Annotated in this window: 14 protein-coding genes; 5 read left to right on the top strand and 9 right to left on the bottom strand. The window is 66.5% G+C overall.

Annotation, left to right across the window (positions count from 1 at the left end; translation table 11 throughout):
* Positions 1-2: 2 nt before the first annotated feature.
* Positions 3-740 (bottom strand): DUF6250 domain-containing protein, encoded by a 738-nt coding sequence (locus BM436_RS18875; protein ID WP_143133216.1) that lies wholly within the window; start codon positions 738-740, stop codon positions 3-5.
* On the bottom strand, positions 737-2,473 hold the full coding sequence (locus BM436_RS18870) for a GDSL-type esterase/lipase family protein (protein ID WP_093557076.1): 1,737 nt from the start codon (positions 2,471-2,473) through the stop codon (positions 737-739). Before BM436_RS18870 ends, BM436_RS18875 begins: the two co-directional genes overlap by 4 nt.
* 127 nt (positions 2,474-2,600) lie before the next feature.
* Between BM436_RS18870 and BM436_RS18865 the strand changes: the two genes are divergently transcribed.
* Entirely contained in the window at positions 2,601-3,950 is a 1,350-nt protein-coding gene (locus BM436_RS18865; protein WP_229490482.1) for a TolB-like translocation protein, read from the top strand.
* A gap of 26 nt (positions 3,951-3,976) precedes the next feature.
* On the opposite strand, the gene BM436_RS18860 is transcribed toward BM436_RS18865, so the two are convergent.
* The gene (locus tag BM436_RS18860) at positions 3,977-4,582 is read right to left on the bottom strand and encodes a 3-keto-disaccharide hydrolase (protein ID WP_177307333.1); all 606 of its coding nucleotides are present in this window, start codon (positions 4,580-4,582) and stop codon (positions 3,977-3,979) included.
* An 84-nt stretch (positions 4,583-4,666) separates the two neighbouring features.
* On the opposite strand from BM436_RS18860, the gene BM436_RS18855 reads away from it, so the two are divergent.
* Positions 4,667-5,542 carry an alpha/beta hydrolase gene (locus BM436_RS18855; protein ID WP_229490480.1) on the top strand — a complete coding sequence of 292 codons (876 nt, stop codon included), beginning with the start codon at positions 4,667-4,669 and terminating at the stop codon, positions 5,540-5,542.
* 14 nt (positions 5,543-5,556) lie between these two features.
* On the opposite strand, the gene BM436_RS18850 is transcribed toward BM436_RS18855, so the two are convergent.
* The 6 genes from BM436_RS18850 to BM436_RS18825 all read right to left on the bottom strand — a co-directional run bounded on the left by BM436_RS18850 (position 5,557) and on the right by BM436_RS18825 (position 14,933).
* Positions 5,557-5,871 (bottom strand): L-rhamnose mutarotase, encoded by a 315-nt coding sequence (locus BM436_RS18850; protein ID WP_093557073.1) that lies wholly within the window; start codon positions 5,869-5,871, stop codon positions 5,557-5,559.
* Positions 5,868-7,064 (bottom strand): glycoside hydrolase family 88/105 protein, encoded by a 1,197-nt coding sequence (locus tag BM436_RS18845; protein ID WP_218164883.1) that lies wholly within the window; start codon positions 7,062-7,064, stop codon positions 5,868-5,870. Before BM436_RS18845 ends, BM436_RS18850 begins: the two co-directional genes overlap by 4 nt.
* A gap of 1 nt (position 7,065) precedes the next feature.
* Positions 7,066-8,502, bottom strand: a complete 1,437-nt coding sequence (locus BM436_RS18840) for a glycoside hydrolase family 28 protein (protein WP_093557072.1) — start codon at positions 8,500-8,502, stop codon at positions 7,066-7,068.
* 8 nt (positions 8,503-8,510) lie between these two features.
* Positions 8,511-11,450, bottom strand: coding sequence for a glycosyl hydrolase (locus BM436_RS18835; protein WP_229490478.1), 2,940 nt, complete (start codon positions 11,448-11,450; stop codon positions 8,511-8,513).
* Positions 11,451-11,471: 21 nt separating this feature from the next.
* Complete coding sequence (rhaI, locus tag BM436_RS18830; RefSeq protein WP_093557070.1) at positions 11,472-12,767, bottom strand: L-rhamnose catabolism isomerase; 1,296 nt, start codon at positions 12,765-12,767, stop codon at positions 11,472-11,474.
* Between the two features lie 66 nt (positions 12,768-12,833).
* Positions 12,834-14,933 (bottom strand): bifunctional rhamnulose-1-phosphate aldolase/short-chain dehydrogenase, encoded by a 2,100-nt coding sequence (locus BM436_RS18825; RefSeq protein ID WP_093557069.1) that lies wholly within the window; start codon positions 14,931-14,933, stop codon positions 12,834-12,836.
* 326 nt (positions 14,934-15,259) lie between these two features.
* Between BM436_RS18825 and BM436_RS18820 the strand changes: the two genes are divergently transcribed.
* The 3 genes from BM436_RS18820 to BM436_RS18810 all read left to right on the top strand — a co-directional run.
* Complete coding sequence (locus BM436_RS18820; protein ID WP_093557068.1) at positions 15,260-16,126, top strand: DeoR/GlpR family DNA-binding transcription regulator; 867 nt, start codon at positions 15,260-15,262, stop codon at positions 16,124-16,126.
* On the top strand, positions 16,123-17,127 hold the full coding sequence (gene rhaS, locus BM436_RS18815; protein WP_177307331.1) for a rhamnose ABC transporter substrate-binding protein: 1,005 nt from the start codon (positions 16,123-16,125) through the stop codon (positions 17,125-17,127). The genes BM436_RS18820 and rhaS overlap by 4 nt, the downstream gene beginning before the upstream one ends.
* Before the next feature lie 12 nt (positions 17,128-17,139).
* Positions 17,140-17,698 (top strand): ATP-binding cassette domain-containing protein (locus tag BM436_RS18810; protein WP_229490476.1); only part of this gene is annotated, 559 nt, incomplete at its 3' end.

Raw genomic sequence — 17,698 nt, 5'->3', positions numbered from 1 at the left:
CGTCATTTTACGCCGGAGCCGGCGCCCGGCACAACGCCGGCCCTGGTCCCGCCAAGCAGGCGATGCACCTTGAAGCCGCTGATCTCCTGCCGCGAGTGCGTGGTGCGGAAGCCGAAATGCCCGCCGCGCAGTGGGGCCGGGTCCTTGAAGCTGAAGTACTCCCGGCCGTCCACCAGCAAGCGCGTGCAGCCCTGGTAGACATCGATCTGGATCGCGTACTCGCGGTTGGGTTGCAACAGGTGCGCCGCGTCGGCCAGGTCCGCGTGCAGCACGCGTTCGCCGTTGCCCTCGTACTTGCGGAACCGGGTGGTGGTGTTGGTATTGCCGCCGATGCCCGCATAGTAGAGCCGCAACGAATCATACTGGCTGAAGGTGCCGTCGCGCGTGAACAGGTCGGCGTTGCGCGGGTCGGACGCCATCCAGAACTGGTTCATATCGGACAGGCGGTCGTTGGCGCCGCCCGCCATCAGGACCTTGCGGCGGTAGCTGATGCGCACGTCGCCGGTCAGGGCCGGCTTGAACCACAGCGTCGCGTCCCCCGCGAGATCCATCAGCAACTTGCCCTTCTCCGCGGCGATGGCGGAACCTGCGACGGGCTTGAACTCGGATACCCACTGCGCCAGGCCGCCATTGAAGTCGTCCGCGTGCAACTGGCGGCCGGTCTTTCCCCAATCCGAACAGGTCTGCGCATGCGGCGCCGACGCCATGGCCAACAGCGCTAATGTGGCCAGCCGCCTCATGGCACCGCCGCGCCCGGGGACGCGGTCTTGGCCGCCGCGGGCGCCGCGGCCGCAACCGACTGGCCCTGGTTGGACAGCCATGCGGACACGGGATTGTCGCGCAGCCCCTTGAGCACGGCGACCACGCGCTGCGCGTTGAACTTCGCGCCCTCGTCGTTGGTGTGGGTGCGCGCGTCGGAAAAGTATCCGTCCACGACTTGCGGTCCTACCTGGCGATAGCCCTCGCTGATGGCCATGGTGAGGTCGGCGAACTGCGCGCCGCCCGCCTTCGCGACCTCGGCGTCCCATTGCGCGAAGGTGGCGAAGTCGCGCTCCTGTTGCCAGCGGTCCTTGTGCGGAACGGGCGACAGCAGCACCACCGACGCGCCCTTGGCTTTCGCGTCCGCGACGTACTTCGCCATGTACCAGCCGAAGGTGTGGACCTGTTCCTTGGCCCCGTCCGGCCGCGTGTCCTCGACGGTCTCGGAACCGGTGCCGGGCGCCGAGGCGCGATTCTTCATGGCCGGGTCGCCGATGCGGCCGCCGTCGTTGTGGCCGAACTGGATCAGGACCACGTCGCCCGGTTTCATCTGGGCCACCACCTTGTCCCAGCGGCCCTCGGTGAAGAAGGTGCGGCTGCTGCGCCCGCCGATGGCGTGGTTGACGACATTGACCTTGGATGTGTCGAAATACGGGGCGATGCGCTCGCCCCATCCGATCGCGCCGCCCGCGCCGCCGCTGCGCACCGTGGAATCGCCGACGATGAGCAGGTTGGGCAGCGAGGGATCGCGCGGGCGGTCCGCCGGCACCCTGGCCGCGTCCACCACCGGGCGCTCGTCCTCGGCCGGCGCCACGTCGGCGGCCCTTGCGCCCAGCCCGGCGGCCAACACCGGCACGCGCAGCGCCTTGATGCCGGAGACCACCAGGCGCGCGTTGAGCTCCGCGCCGGCCAGGTTGGTGTGCACGCTTTCATCGGGTGTCACCAGCGGGAACATCTTCATCACCGCGTCGCGCCCCATTTCGTCGTACTTGCGCGCCGCCATCTCGTTCAGGTCGATGAAGCCCACCTTTTCGACGCGCGCCACGTCGGCCGCCCAGCCGCCGTAGTCGCCGCGGTTGCGGCGGATCTTGCCCTCGGCGTCCCAGCGCTTGCGCGGAATCGGCGAGCAGATGATGGGGGTGGCGCCCTTGGCGCGGATATCGGCGACGAAGCGGCGCAGATACCAACCGTAGCTATGCACCGTTTCACGCTGGCCGGTCAGCATGTTGTCGATGTCCTGGCTTTCCTCGCCCGTGCCCTTGATGGTGCCGCGCGCGCGGCTGTTGTCGTTGATGGCGCTGCTGTCGTTGTGGCCGAACTGCATGATGACGACGTCGCCCGGCTTCACCAGCGCCAGGGTGCGCTGCCAGTGGCCGCTGGTGACGTAGGTGCGGCTGCTCAAACCGCCCACCGCGCGGTTCACCACGTTGATCTTGGCTGGATCGAAATAGGCGGCGATGGGATTGCCCCAGCCCCACTGCCCTTCCGCGCCCTTGCCCTGGCCGTCGTCCTTGCCGTTGCGGACCGTGGAATCGCCTATGAAAAACAGTGTCGGCAGGGCCGCGTTGGCGGGCTCCGGCAACGTGACCTGCGCTTTCGCCGGATCGGTGTTGACGGCCGCCGGCAGCGGGGTTTGGGCCTGCGCCCCGGAGAGGTTCGCGGAGAGGGCTGTGAAGAGTGCGGCGCAGCCCAGCGCCTTCAGGAATCGGTTCATGGGTTCATTTTATGCGATGCCTTTTCGCGCCCTTCAGCCGGCTTTCAAAGAATCAGTAAGATGAGCAGTCCAGCCCCTTGAAACGGATGACAATCGGACTCCCTACACCTCACATCCCTCAGCCATCATGACATCCCGATCCATCCTGGCAGCCACGCTGCCGGTCCTTCTGGCGCTGGCGTTCAGCACCGCGGCGCACGCGCAGATAGGCAAGCGTTTCCCGTCCGAGCGCAAGGTCGTCAAAGACCCGGTGACCGGCACCATGCTCACCTTCCTCACCAGCAAACCGCAGGGCGATTCCAAGATCTACCCCACCCACCCGCAATGGACCTCGGACGGCAAGTGGCTGGTGTTCCGCTCGAACCGGGTGAAGGGCGAGGCCATGGCCGTCAACGAGGAAACGGGCGACCTAGTGCAGGTGACCGAGGGCGGCTACACCGGCATGCTGAACCTCGCGCAAAAGTCGATGAAGCTCTACTTCATGCGCAACGACAGCGCGCCTGGACGTCTGCAAATCGTGGAAGTGGACCTGGCGCGCCTGCTGGCCGACAGCAAGGCCGGGACGATGAAGCCCGCCGACGCCTACCAGCGCATCTGCGGCACCACCCCGGAGCAACTGGGCGCCGGCGGCGACATGGCGCTGGACGCGGACGAGGAATGGGCCTACTTCCGCGTCGGCGCGGGCGAGGCCGGCAAGCACCTTGCGCCGGGCACCAAGATCGAGCCTGCGTTCGGCCCGCGCAAGATGGGCGCCGGACCGAACGGCATCGCGCGCATGAACGTGCGCACGGGCGAAATCAGGCACGTGGTGTCGGTGCCGTTCCAGATCGGCCATATCCAGGCCAACCTGTTCAATCCCGGGGAGATCGTGTTCTGCTGGGAGACCGGCGGCAAATCGCCGCAACGCACCTGGACCGTGAAGGCGGACGGCACCGGCCTGCGTCCGCTGTATCCTGAGGCGCCGTATGAATGGGTGACCCACGAGGCGGTGATTTCCAAGGACGAGGTGGCGATGGCCATCATGGGCCACCGCCCCATCCCGGGTGGAGGTGGGGGCGTGGACGGGGCGGCCACCGGTGTGGGCGGCGCGAACCCCGGCCAGGAAGAGGGCTGGGGCATCACCGGCACGCGCGAGAAGCCGAGCGGCCTGGCCATCGTCAACCTGCGCACGCGGGAGATGACCATCGCGGGGCAGACGCCGTCCGGCAGCGGCTTGTGGCACGTGCACGGCTCGTCCGACGGACGCTGGGCCGTGGGGGATGATTTCAGCCGCAGCGTCTACCTGATCGACCGCCGCACGCGCGAGATGATCACGCTGACGGCCGGCCACAAGACGACGGCGGCGGACCACCCGCATCCCACTTTCAACGCGGACGGCACGCGCATCCAGATCCAGTCCGCCATGCTGTCCGAGGACGGGCGTTCGATGAACATTTGCATCGTGCCGGTGCCGGAAGCGTGGCTCAAGCGCAAATAGCATCCGCGGGCGCCTGGCCGCCGGGCTTAGTCCAGCGGCGTCAGCGCCACCCCGCGCAACTCGTACGGCGCCCCTTCGAGCTGGAAGCCGATCCGTCCGAACCGCGGGGACGCCTGCGTGACCTTGTTCTGCGCCGCGCCGTTCACCGTCACCTCCACCGTCCCGTCGCGGCTCACGATATCGGCGCTGTTCCACTCCCCGGCCGGCAGTTCGCTGTCCGCCGCCATGCGGGCCTTGATCACCGGCTGGGCACCCGGGGCGCTGGTGGGCGGCTCGGCGAAGCCGTAGCCCGCCATCGGCAGGATGTCGCCCACGCTGCCATGCTTGGTTTGCACCTGCAGGCTCACCGGCCACACCCGGTCCATCGGCCCCGGGCTGATGTGCAGCAGCACGCCGCCGTTGCCCGGCTTGGCGGTCCAGCGCCATTCCACGTGCAGCCGGTAGTTGCGGTAGCTGGCGGTCGTGGCCAGGAAACCGGACGGCTGGCCGCTGGAGGCGATCACGCCGCCCGGCCGCACCGTGAACGCGGCGCTCATCGGCGCCGCCGGCGTGGTTTGCAGCTCCCAGCCGCTGAAGTCCTTGCCATTGAAGAGATCCACCGCCGAGGCGTGGCCCGCCGCCGCTAGCAGCAAAGCCCCGCCACCTAGTACCATACGAACAACCTTCACATTCATCATCTGCTACTCTCCATGAAGAAAATCCTGCTTGCCACGATCATGACCAGTCTTACCGCGTTCGCCTTCGCCAATCCGGCGCTGCCGCTGTGGCCCGAGGGCGTTCCCGGCGCCCGCGCCATCGGCGCCGAACAGCTGAGCGATGGCCGCATTTCCAATGTCAGCGAACCCACGCTGACGGTGTTCCGCCCCGCCGTGGACCGTCCCAACGGCACGGCGGTGATTATCTGCCCAGGTGGGGGCTATGTGCGCCTTTCCGCGGAGCGTGAAGGCGCGCAGTACGCCAACTGGCTCGGCACCCTGGGCGTGACCACCTTCGTGCTCAAATACCGCATGGCGGAGTTCGGGCATCCGGCACCGCTGCAGGACGTGCTGCGCGCCGTGCGCATGGTGCGCTCGCGCGCCAAGGAGTTCGGCGTCGACCCGTCGCGCGTCGGCGTGATGGGCAGCTCGGCCGGCGGACACCTGGCGGCCAGCGCGGGCACGCTGTTCGACCACGCCGCCGGCCGCACCGGCGCCGCGCTGGACGCCATCAGCGGCAAGCCGGACTTCCTGATGCTGCTCTATCCCGTGATCGCCATGGAGGGGCCGGCCGTGCACGCGGGCTCGCGCAAGGCCTTGCTGGGTTCCTCGCCCACGGCGGAGACGGTGCAACTGATGTCGGTCGAGAGGCAAGTCAGCGCCGCCACGCCGCCCACGCTGTTGATCCATACGCAGGAGGATCAGGCGGTGCCGGTCGAGAACAGCATCCTGTTCTACCAGGCGCTGACCCGGGCCAAGGTGCCGGCCGAGATGTATCTGTTCGAGCATGGCGGCCATGGGATGGGGATGAAGGATGGCTTGGGCACGGCCTCCGAATGGCCGCGCCGGGCGGAGGAATGGTTGCGGGGCCGGGGCTTGCTGAGCGCGGGCAAGTGACAGCGGCCACCGGCTCACGCGAAATGGAACATCTGCTCCAGCGGCCATTCGCGCGGACGGTTGCCCGGCTCCACTTCCATCAGGTCCGCCATGTAGTCCCACCACTTCTTCATCACCGGCTTGGCCGGCAATTCCTCGATCTTGTTGTCCGGCCACAGCTTGAGCACCGCGAACAGGTGCAGCGTTTCCTCGTCCAGGAAGATCGAGTAGTCGTAGATGCCCGCCTCGCTCAAGGCCTGGCCCAGGTCCGGCCACAGTTCGTCGTGCCGGCGCTTGTATTCCTCCACCGTGCCGGGCTTGAGCTTCATGCGGAACGCCTTGCTTGTCATTTCATCACCTCCTTCGATGCCGTCATCTTCTTCAATTCGGCGGCCGCCAGAAGGAAGCCGCCCACACCATAGTTGAAACTGGACGCCGGCCGGTAGAACGCCGGTTCGGCGCCGGTCTGCTGGATGCCGCCCAGGCGCCCGTCCGCGTACACATTGCGCAGCAGCCCCGCCCACGCCCGTTCGATCACGGGGCGGTAAGTCTTCTCGTCCAGGTGGCCCCGGTTCACGCCATACGCCATGCCATACACGAACAGCGAGGCGCCCGAAGTCTCCGCCAGCGGGTAGGTGGCCGGGTCCAGCAGGCCGGCGTGCCACAATCCATCCTTGTCCTGCAAGGACGCGATGCGCGCCGACATCTCGCGCAGCTGCTGGATGTAGAACGGCCGCCGCGGATCGTCCGCCGGAATCAGGTCCAGCGAGCGCGCCAGGCCGCCCATCACCCAGCCTTCGCCGCGCGACCAGAAGATCTTCTTCCCATTCGGCTCGGTCTTGCCGATATAGCCCACATCGCGCGCGTACAGGTGCTCCTGCTTGTCGTACAACGCGTCCGAGGTCTTGCGCCACTGCTCGTGCACATAATCCAGGTATTTGCGCTCGCCCGTCGCCTTGTACATCTTCAGCCACACGGGCGGCCCCATGAACAGCGCGTCGCACCACCACCAGGGCAGGCGCTCGTCACCCGGCCGCATGGTCTTCAGGTTGATCAGGATATCGAGATGCTTGCGCGTCGGCGCGATCTTTTCGGGCGACGGGTCCTGGAAATACAGCTCAAGGTAGGTCTGCGCCACGCTCAGGTCGTCAGCGTCCGGATACTCCCTGCGCAGCTCCCAGTTGAACTGCTTGCCCATCGCGTGCATCGCGTCGCGGTACTTGTTGTCGCCGGTGGCTTCGGAGGCCGCCATGAAGCCGGTGAACAGCACGGCCGAGGTCCAGATGCGGTCGACGTTTTTCAGCGTGCGCGCCAGCTGCCAGTCCGCCACCTTGCGCAGCGCCTTGTCGATGTCGGCGTGACGCAAGGCCGGAGAGAGGTCCGTGGCCAGCGGGCCGCCATCGGCGGGCGCGTCGCCGAAATGGCGGCCGGTGTCCTTGTCGACGATGGCCTGCATGGCCGGCGTCGGCAAAGGATACTGCTGGGCGCTGGCCATGGACATGGCGCCGGCCAGCGCGGCGAACATCAGGGATTTTTTCAGCATGTCAGGTCTTGTCCTGTTCCTCGAAACTCTTCTTGGTGGGATCTTCCTTCGCCTGGCGGGCGCGCACCACGGAGGTTCCGGCCGGCAGGCCGCGCACGGAGGTGGCGTTTTCCAGGTCCACCGGCGTCGAGAGCGCCAGCTTCACATCGGTGAACTGCCAGTCCTTCGAGTCGTAGATGTAGCCGCCCTTCTTCGCCTGGATATCCAGCTTGCTCAGGCTGAAACGCTCCAGCGGCGCCTCCTTGTAGCCATCCACCTCGAAAGCGGTGGTGGCGCCCGTGGCCTTGATATTCCAGATCCGCACGTCCTTGAAGCGCGCCATGCCCTTCTCTTTCGGCACCGGCGTGGCCAGCACTTTCCAGTACGGCGGATAATCCTTGATGTCCTTCGGGATCTCGGCGTAGCTGTAGCTTGGATTCCAGTTCATGGTCACGCGCAGAACGACGGGAACATCGGTCATGGTGATGTCGTGGATGCGCAGGTTCTCGCCGAAGCCGCCGCGCGTGTGGGCGGACTTGAACAGGATGCCCACCGGCGTCTTTTTCAGCACCGTGATGTTGTAGACCTCGATGTTGCGGAAGCCCCCCGCCGTCTCGCTGCCGAAGGTGACGCCGGCGGCCGCCTCGCGCACGATGGAGTCGCGGATCACCACATCCTCGGTGGTGCGCGCCACGCGCTGGCCGTCCGAGTCGCGTCCGGCCTTCATGCACAGGGCGTCGTCGTTGACGTCGATGTCCGCGTTCTGCACCAGGATGCGCTTCGATGAATCGATGTCGATGCCGTCGGTGGACGGTCCGAGGCCGCCCTCGTTGTTGCGTATCACCACGCCATCGATGGTGACGTCGATGGAATAGCAGATGTGCAGCGTCCAGAAGCCGGATCGGCGCAGCAGCAGGCCGCCGCCCACCTTCACGTCGGACGAATTGAACACCTGGATCAGGCGCGGACGCTGGGCGTCGTAGTCCGAGGCCCAGCGCAGGCCGCGCGGCTCGTACTGTTTGCGCAGGGTCCAATAGCTGTCCCAGAACACCTTGCCGTCGCCGTCGATGGTGCCCTCGCCTTCGATCGCGGCCTTTTTCTGCTCGTAGACGTTCACCAGCGCGGCCGGCCAGCGCATTTCTATGCCCGCGATACGGGTCGGCAGGACCGGATAGTCCTCCAGCCGCTGGGAACCCAGCAGCGTCACGCCCTTGTCGATGCGCAGCGTCACGCCGCTCTTCACGAAGATCGATCCGCTCAGGTAGGTGCCCTGCTTGAACACCACCGTCCCGCCATCCTTCGCGGCGGCGTCGATGGCGCTCTGGATCGATTTCGTGTTGAGCGTCGTGCCGTCGGCCTTGGCGCCGTATGCCTCGACGCTGTAGTCCTTGGCGCCCGCGACCGACATCGCCAGGGCCAGCAAGCCCCCGGCGGCGGCCCGCATCCAACGTGCATGCATGGTATTCCTCATAGGGTTTTCTCCGACAGCAGGCGCACCGGGCCAAGCATGCCCGAAGGGCGCGGCTCGATCAGATGGGTATCCTGCGGCACGAAGCGCTGTCCGTAACGGGCGGAGAGCAGGCGGTAGTCGGGACGCTCCTGGCCGGCCATGCCGTTCAGCGCCAGGTTGGCCACACGCACCTCGATGCGGTTCGCGCCGGCCTTGAGCAGCGGCGTCACGTCCAGCTGGTATGGCGGACGCCACACCGAACCGGCGCGTTGACCGTTCACATAGACGACGGCGGCTTCGCGCACCGGGCTGTCCAGCATCGCGCGCATGCCGCTCGGGACCTTGGGCGTGGATTCCAGCGGCGTACCCTGGCCGAAGTCCAGCGTCACGCGGGCGCCCTGGATGCCGGCGGCGTCCAGGTTCACGTCCCTGGTGTAGACGCCCTCGCCCGAATAAAAGCGGGTGGCGGCGTCGTCGGTCCAGGAGCGCAGTTCCGGCATCGCCGCCGGTTTCTCCCCGGCGATGGCGAACCGCCAGTCGCGGCCGAGATCCGCCAGCACCACGGGCGCGGCCAGCCTGGGCGCCGGCGCGGCGGCTTGCGGCTTGTCCGTCAACACCAGCACGCGGGACTCGTACGGCGCCAGGCGCAATTCCAGCGACGGTTTCACGGCAACCGCCGTGGCCTTGCCATCATGCGGATTCCACCACACCGCGTTGGAGCGCGGCGCGCGCAGCGTGGCGGTGGTGCGCACCTCGCGGTTGCTGGTGTTGGCGATGAAGTAGATGTCGCCGTCCGCCAGTTTGCGGCGAATGAAGCCCACGTCGGATGCGTTCGACGCGACCCGGAAATCGCCGGGCAGCGCCTTGGCGACCGCCGCGCCCACCGCGGCGTCGTCGGCCACGAGCTGCACCACCGGTCCGGTGAACAGCGCGCGCGACGCGGCCGCCACCTGCGCGGAGACACGCCTGGCGTCCACATAGCCGGGCGCCAGCGATGGCGTGCCGCCGACGGCGATGATCTTGCCGCCGCCGCGCACGTAGTCGGCCAGCTTGGCCAGCACTTCCGGCGCCAGGCGCGTCACGTGCGGCATCACCAGCACGGGATGGCGCAGGCCCAATGCGAGGATGGATTCCGCGTCCACGTAGTCCAGATTGTGGCCGGCGTCCAGCACCTGCTCGATCAGTCGCGGCGTGACGTGCTTGTGCATCTCGGCCGACAGCGAGACCTTGCCCGGCGTGAGCGCGGCATAGACATCGTCGTTCGGCAGGAACACCGCCACCTCGTTGGCGGGCCGGCCCTGGCGCAGCAGGTAGCTGGTGCGGTGCAGATAGGCGTTCACGTCCGGCATCACGCTCCACCATGGCTGGTGGTCGTTGAACACGGCGGCGGCGTAGAAGGCGTAGCCGGGTTCCTGCGTGCCGGGCGGCGTGTAGGGCCAGCCGTGACCCACGAACTGGTTCACGCCCTGCAGCAGCATGCGGTCCGCCTCGGCCTTCATGTCCAGCGGCGTGGCGCTGAAGGCGGGGGAATTGAGCCAGGTCCAGGTCTCGGCAGAGATCACCGGACGGTTGTACAGGTGGCCCGCGGACGTGGCCAGGCGCGTGAACGAGAAGGTGCGGAACTGCGGGCCCTCGCCTTCCGGCAGATGCACCAGGCGGTTGCTGGACATGGACACTGCGGGCTCGCCGTAGGTCTGCGAACGGAAACGCGTGTTGCGGGCGGCAGCCCAGTCGTTGACCGGCGTGAGATAGCGCTCGTTGACGAGCTCCGTCTGCGTCAGCGCCCAGTCGCGGCGCAGCGCCGGCGCGTCCTCGCCCTGTCCGCTGTAGATCGCGGGCAGGTGCGGTTTGATGTCGTAGCCGCGGCGGCGCTTGAACTCGGCGATGAAGTCGTCCGTCCAGTCGGTGCCGTAGACCTCCAGGCTGTCCGAGAACACGGCGTATGGCGGCTTGTCGCCGAAGGCCTTCAACAGCGGCTCGGCCACCGTGTTCAGGTGGCGGTCGATGGCGCTGCGGCTCAGGTGGTCCAGCACGAAGCCCTCGGCGCCGAGCGCGGCGCGCTTGACCTGCTGGCCGGTGCGGCTGGCGATATAGAACACGACGACGCGATTTTGCGTTGAAGCCGCGATCGTCGCGCGCGCCGGCACCCGGGCGATGCCCGGGCCGACAGCACCGCCGGTGGCCGGAACGGCGCCCTGCGCTGGCGGCTGCGCGCCGCCGTTGGCGGGATTCTCGGCGCCATCTAGCAGGCGCAGACGGGTCGCGTCGTATTGCTTGTCGTTGCCGTCGCCGATGAAGGAGGCGATCAGCCGCTCTCCGCTCATCACCGATGGCATGGCGTAGGAGTCGGCGCCGGGCGGCACCACGGCCGTGGCCACGCGGATGCGGCCCGCGGCCTCGGTGACCGGCACGTTGGGGCCGCCGTAGGGCCAACCGCTGGCCAAGGTCATGTCCACGCGCAGATTCTGCTCATGGGCCTTGTTGTTGACGAAGGTGACCGCGTCCAGGAAGTCCGGCGACAGGTAGGGCACGTTGCGGATGCCGCGCGCCGGGTCGTCCAGTTCCATGGGGTAGACGGGTTGAATCTCGAAACCGCCGAAGCCGCCGGCCTTCATGGCCAGCATTTCGCGTTCGAGCTGGGGCTTGGAAACGGCCGGGCCGAACCACCACCAGCGCACCATGGCGCGGGCGTCGTCCGGCGGCGCCGCCAGCCGCGCCGCCACGTCGGCGATGCGGTTGGACAGCACCGGCTCGCCGGCCAGCGTGGCGGCTGCCGTGGCCATCGCCGTGCGTGCCGGGGCGGCGGCACCGGACGCCCCTGTAGCCGTGCTTGGGCCGGCGCCCTGGGCATACGCCGCCGATAAAATGGCCCCGCCGCCGGTCAGCGTCGCCGCCGCCAGCCATGCGCAGGGAATCAAACGGGCGGCCGCCGTCCTGCGCATCACGCGCTCGCTCATATCCTCGGACTCCGCGGCGGTTTAAACGATGCCGCTGCTGCTGGCGCCAGCCTTGGCTGGACGGTTCACGGCCGCCTGCTCGCGGTAACCGGACGCGCGGTACAGCGCCACCGGATCGGCCGCGCCGCCCGAACGCACGCGGGCCATGGCCAGGATGGCGCTGACGTCGGTGCGGTAGGCGTGCTTCAGTGCCTGCGCCGATTGCAGCGCGTCGTTGTTGTCCTGGTGCCGCTTCAGCGCGTCGCGGTCCACCAATGCCGCCTGGACAAAGGCGCGCTGCACTTCCACCGCGCTGTTCATCAGGCTCTCGATCGGATCGGTCACGTTGTGGGACTGGTCCAGCATGTAGGAAGGCTTGAAGCCGGCGCCGTCGCGTTGCGCCGCGTCGGCCAGCTCGTTGAAGACCAGGAACAGCTGGAAGGGATTGATGCTGCCCGAGTCCAGGTCGTCGTCGCCGTATTTGCTGTCGTTGAAGTGGAAACCACCCAGCTTGCCGAATTGGGCAAGGCGCGCGACGATCATTTCGATGTTGGTGTTCGGCGCGTGGTGGCCCAGGTCGACCAGGCACTTGGCCTTGGGACCCAGTTCGGTGGCGCAGGCGAAGCTGGTGCCCCAGTCGGCGATGGTGGTGGCGTAGAACGCCGGCTCGAACAGCTTGTGTTCGATGTACATCAGCCAGTCGGCCGGCAGCGCGGCGTAGATGCCGCGCATGCTGTCCAGGTAGCGTTCCAGCGCGCCGCGCAGGTTGTGCTGGCCGGGGAAGTTGGCGCCGTCGCCGACCCACACCGTCAGGCCCTTGGAGCCGAGCGCCTGGCCTAGTTCGATGCATTCGATATTGTGCGCCACCGCTTGCGCGCGGGTGGCCGCGTTGTTGGAAGTCAGGCTGCCATATTTATATGTGTGTTCCTGGCCCTGCTGGTCCTGGAAGGTGTTCGAGTTGACGGCGTCGAAGCCCAGGCCGTAGCCATTGGCGATTTCGCGCAGCGCTTTCGGATCGTCGGTCTTATCCCACGGGAAGTGCAGCGACACGGCCGGCGTGGCGCGCGTCAGTTGGTGGATCACGCCGCAGTCTTCCATTTTTTCAAACACGTTGCGCGGCTCGCCCTTGCCCGGGAAGCGCGCGAAACGGGTACCGCCAGTGCCGACTCCCCAGCTTGGCAGCGCCACCGCGAAGCTCTGCGCGGCGGCCGTCAGCTTTTCGATGTCCTGTCCGCGGCGGGCCAGGATGCCGGCCAGCGCGTCGTAGTCGGCTTGCAGGTTCACCTGCAGTTTGGCGTTATGCTCGGCCACCAGGCCATTGTCGATCACTGCTTTCATGCTTGTCTCCTTTATACGGACGATCCGGCGCGGGGCCGGATCGTCCTATTTTCGTCTATCGACTAATTAACGCGTGAACGCGGCGGCGTTGCCGGCATCCACGTTGATGATGTTGCCGGTGCTCTTGCCCGCCTTGTCGCTGGACAGGAAGTACACGGCTTCCGCGATATCCTCCGGCAGCACGCTCAGTTTCAGCATGCTGCGCTGGCGGTAGAACTCTTCGATGTTGTCCGTATCGATCTTGTTGGACTGCGCGCGCTCTTCCTTCCACTTGCCGTCCCAGATGCGCGAGCCGCGGATGACGGCGTCTGGATTGACGACGTTGACGCGGATGCCGTGCGCCGCGCCTTCCAGCGCGATGCAGCGCGCCAGGTGGATCTCGGCGGCCTTGGCGGTGCAGTAGGCGGACGCGCCGGCCGATGCCACCAGGCCGTTCTTGCTGGCCACGAAGACCATGCTGCCGCCCAGTTTCTGCTGCTTCATGACGCGGAAGGCCGCGCGGCTGACCAGGAAGTAACCGGTGACCAGGATGTCCTGGTTGCGGTTCCAGATCTCCAGCGTGGTCTCGTCCAGCGGCGCCGAGGAGGCGATGCCGGCGTTCGACACCAGCAGGTCCACGCCGCCGAAGCGCAGTGCCGCCTCTTCCAGTATGCCTTCCACGGCCGCTTCGCTGGTCACGTTGGCGACGATGCTGGCCACGTTGTCCTTGCCTGCCACCTTGGCCAGCGACTTGTGCGCCTCGGCCAGGGCTTCGCCGTCGATGTCGGTCAGCAGCACGCAAGCGCCTTCCCGCAGCATCTGGCGGGCGACCGCCTGGCCGATCCCGCCGGCGCCGCCGGTGACCAGCGCGATGCGGCCGGCCAGGCTTTTCGGCTTGGGCATGCGCTGCAGCTTCGCCTCTTCCAGCAGCCAGTATTCGATGTCGAAGGCTTCCTGTTCCGGCAGGCCGACGTAGGTGTCCACGCCGTTCGCGCCGCGCATCACGTTGATGGCGTTGACGTAGAACTCGGCGGCGATGCGCGCGGTGGCCTTGTCCTTGGCGAAGGACAGCATGCCGACGCCGGGGATCAGGTAGATGATCGGGTTGGCGTCGCGCACGGCCGGGCTGTTGTCATGCTTGCAGCGCTCGTGGTAGGCGCGGTAGTCGGCGCGGTACTGTTCCAGCGCCTCGTCCAGGCCGCCCACCAGCTTGTCGAAGTCCGGCTTGGCCGGGTCGAAATCGACCACGAAGGGGCGGATCTTGGTGCGCAGGAAGTGGTCCGGGCAGGAGGTGCCCAGCGCGGCCAGCGGCTGCAGGTCTTTGCTGCAGACGAATTCCAGCACGGCGTCGCTGTCGTCGAAGTGGCCCAGCTTGAATTCATCCTTGCTGATTTTGCCGCGCAGCAGAGGCATCAGGCGCGCGGCCAGGGCGGCGCGCTCGCCGGCCGGCAGCGCGGTGGCGCCGGCGCCGCCGAACACGGGCTGCTTGACGTTGGCGGCCAGCCATTCCTCGGCGCGCTTGATGATCGCCAGCGTGGTCTCGTAGCAGGACTTGGCGGTGTCGCCCCAGGTGAACAGGCCGTGGCCTTCCAGGATGATGCCTTTCAGCTCGGGTTGCGCTTTCGACAGCGCTTCCAGTTTCAGGCCCAGGTCGTAGCCTGGACGCTGCCATGGCAGCCAGCCCAGTTCACCCTCGAAGATCTTGGCGGTCAGTTCCTTGCTGTTCTTGCAGGCGGCGATGGCGATGCAGGAATCCGGGTGCATGTGATCGACGTGCTTGCGGTCGATGTAGGCGTGCAGCGGCGTGTCGATGCTGGCCGCGCGCGGATTCAGGTTGAAGGTGCAGTGCGGCAGGTAGGCCACCATCTCGTCCTCCAGCGCCAGGCCGCGGTAGCGCCCTTTCAGGGCCTGCAGCTTGCTCATGTACAGGGTCGAGAAGCCATCGAGCTTGATGCTGCCCAGGTCGCCGCCCGAACCCTTCACCCACAGGACTTCCACCGTCTCGCCGCTCAGCGGATCGGTCATCGCGACCTTGGCCGAGGTGTTGCCGCCGCCAAAATTGGTGATGCGCAGATCGGAGCCGAGCAGGTTGGAACGGTACAGCAGCAGTTCCGGCTCGCTCATCGCGGCCGCTGCGCTGTCATCCCATAGAGACGTGATCGGTTCTTTCTGCTTTGCTTCATTCATTGCTGTTCTCCATCGTTGGTATGTGTGCAGTTTTGTGATGCCTTTTAGCCTCGTGGGCCACTGCAACCAGTAGAAATCAGCGGGCCATGGGGTGTCAATGCGCAAGCAATCAACATGGTGACTAAGAGTGAAATAATCATCTGGTTGATTGTAATCACGAAAGCGCGGCGCGGCGCGTCGGAAATAATCAACTTATTGATTGCTCGTTGATTGACTGGCGGGATCGAAGTGATTAGTCTCTAATTAATAAAGCGATCAACCCGGGATGGCCAACGGCGCCGCAAGCCGTAGCGAAGACCGGAGTAGGTTAATAAAAGGAGACGAAAATGGTAAATCACAAGCGCCGTAAACGTTTGTTGAAGCTGCTCGCCGAACATAATACGGCCAGCGTTCCCCAGTTGGTGGAGTGGCTCAACGCTTCCCCCGCCACCGTCCGGCGCGACATCAGCTGGCTCGCGATGCGCAATCTGCTCACCCGCACCCGGGGCGGCGCCGCCAACCTGCAGCAGAAGAAGCGCGGCTTCCCGCTCACCAGCGAGACCTTCCAGAACAACATCCAGGCCCACGCCGACTGCAAGCGCGCCATCGCCCGCTACGCGGCCGGCATGTGCACCGACGGCGAAACGATCATCATCAACGGCGGCACCACCACCTTCATGATGGCCGAATTCCTGGTCGACCAGCACCTCAAGATCCTGACCAATTCCTTCCTGATGGCCGAGCGTCTGCTCGTCTCCAGCGAAAACGAGATCATCCTCCCCGGCGGCAAGGTGTACCGCGAGCAGAACGTGATCCTCAGCCCCTTCGACAACGACATCACCCAGCACCACTACGCCGCCAAGATGTTCATGAGCGTGTACGGCCTGTCGCTGCTTGGCCTGATGGAGGCCGATCCGCTGCTGATCCAGGCCGAGAAGCGTTTGATCAGCCAGGCCGAGGAATTGATCGTCCTGGCCGACAGCTCCAAGTTCGCCAAGAAGGCGGGCCTGATCCTGTGCGGCCTGAATCGCGTGTCCACCGTGATCACCGACACCCACGCCTCCGACTCCGCGGTGCAACTGATGGAGCAATCCGGCATCCGCGTGGTGACGGTCGAACCCGAAGCCATGCCGCCGCAAATGACCACCGCCCCTTTTAATCCGGCGTTCGACTTCCAGTCCCCAGCCATGTTCCAATCGGAGACCTCGCATTGAAACTCAAGAAACTCGTATTCGCGGCCGTCGCCGCCTCCCTGCTGGTCGGCGTCGCCGGTTGCAACAAGCAGCCTGAAAAAGTCCGCATCGCCATGGTCGTGAAAAGCCTGGGCAACGGCTTCTTCGACGCGGCCCACGCCGGCGCCGACGAGGCGGCCAAGGAATTGAAGGACGTGGAGATCATCTACACGGGTCCGACCACGCCGAACGCCGAGGGACAGATCGAGATCATCAACTCGCTGATCAGCCAGAAGGTCAACGCCATCGTCATCTCCGCCAACGACCCGAACGCGCTGGTGCCGATCACGAAGAAGGCCATGCAGCGCGGGATCAAGGTGATTTCCTTCGACAGCGGCCTGGCGCAGGAAGGCCGCTTGATGCAGCTGAATCCTTCGAACGCGGGGCTGATCGGCCTGAAGCAGATCCAGATGGCGTCCGACGCCATCGGCGGCGCCGGCGAAATCGCCATCCTGTCCGCCTCCGCCCAGGCCACCAACCAGAACATCTGGATCAACGTGATGAAGGAACAGCTGGCCAAGCCCGAATTCGCCAAGCTGAAACTGGTGGCCACCGTGTACGGCGACGACCAGTCGGACAAAAGCTACCGCGAAGCCATCGGCCTGTTGCGCAGCAATCCCAACCTGAAAGCCATCATCGCCCCGACCACGGTTGGCATCAACGCCGCCAGCAAGGCCGTGGTGGACGAGAACCTGGTGGGCAAGGTGTACGTGACCGGCCTGGGGCTGCCATCCGAAATGGCGGGCCACGTGAAGAGCGGCGCCGTGCGCGAGTTCGCGATCTGGAATCCGATCGACCTGGGCTACGCGGCCACCTACGCGGCCTACCAGTTCGTCAAGGGCGCTCCGGAAGCCAAGGCGGGCGGCAACGTCTCGGCTGGCCGCATGGGCACCATCGCCATCGACGCGACCGGCGAAGCCGCCATGGGTGCGCCGTTCACTTACAACAAAGAGAACGTCGACAAATTCGCCAAGATCTTCTGACCAGGAAGCTGTATGCAACTGAATTTAGCAGACGGCGCGCCGCCGGCCATGCGGGCGGCGACGCCGCATGGCGCCGCGGGCGGCACGCCGCTTGATACGGCGCCCCCGGCCACGCTGGCCGAGCCGATACTGGCGCTGGAGGGCATCACCAAGCGCTTCGCCGGCATCACGGCGCTGAACAAGGTGGCGCTCACGGTGCGCGCCGGCGAGGTGATGGCGCTGATCGGCGAAAACGGCGCCGGCAAGTCCACCCTGGTGAAAACGCTGACCGGCATCTACCAGCCCGACGAGGGCAGCATCACCCTGGGCGGCCAGCGCGTGGCCTTCGGCAGCGCCCAGGAAGCCATGCGCGCCGGGATCACCGCCGTGCACCAGGAAACCGTGATGTTCGACGAGCTCACCGTGGCCGAGAACATCTACGTGGGCCGCCAGCCCTGCCGCGGCCCCGCCGGCCGCGTCGACTGGCGCCGCATCGAGGCCGAGGCCGAGAAGCTGTTCGAGCGGCTCGAGGTCGCCCTGCCCGTGCGCGCCAAGGTCAAGGACCTGAGCGTGGCGCAGCGCCACTTTGTGG

The organism is Pseudoduganella namucuonensis (assembly GCF_900116645.1).
GTDB lineage: Bacteria > Pseudomonadota > Gammaproteobacteria > Burkholderiales > Burkholderiaceae_D > Rugamonas > Rugamonas namucuonensis.
Note: the sequence above shows the minus strand (reverse complement) of the source record. Positions and strands in the feature narration are given on the sequence as shown.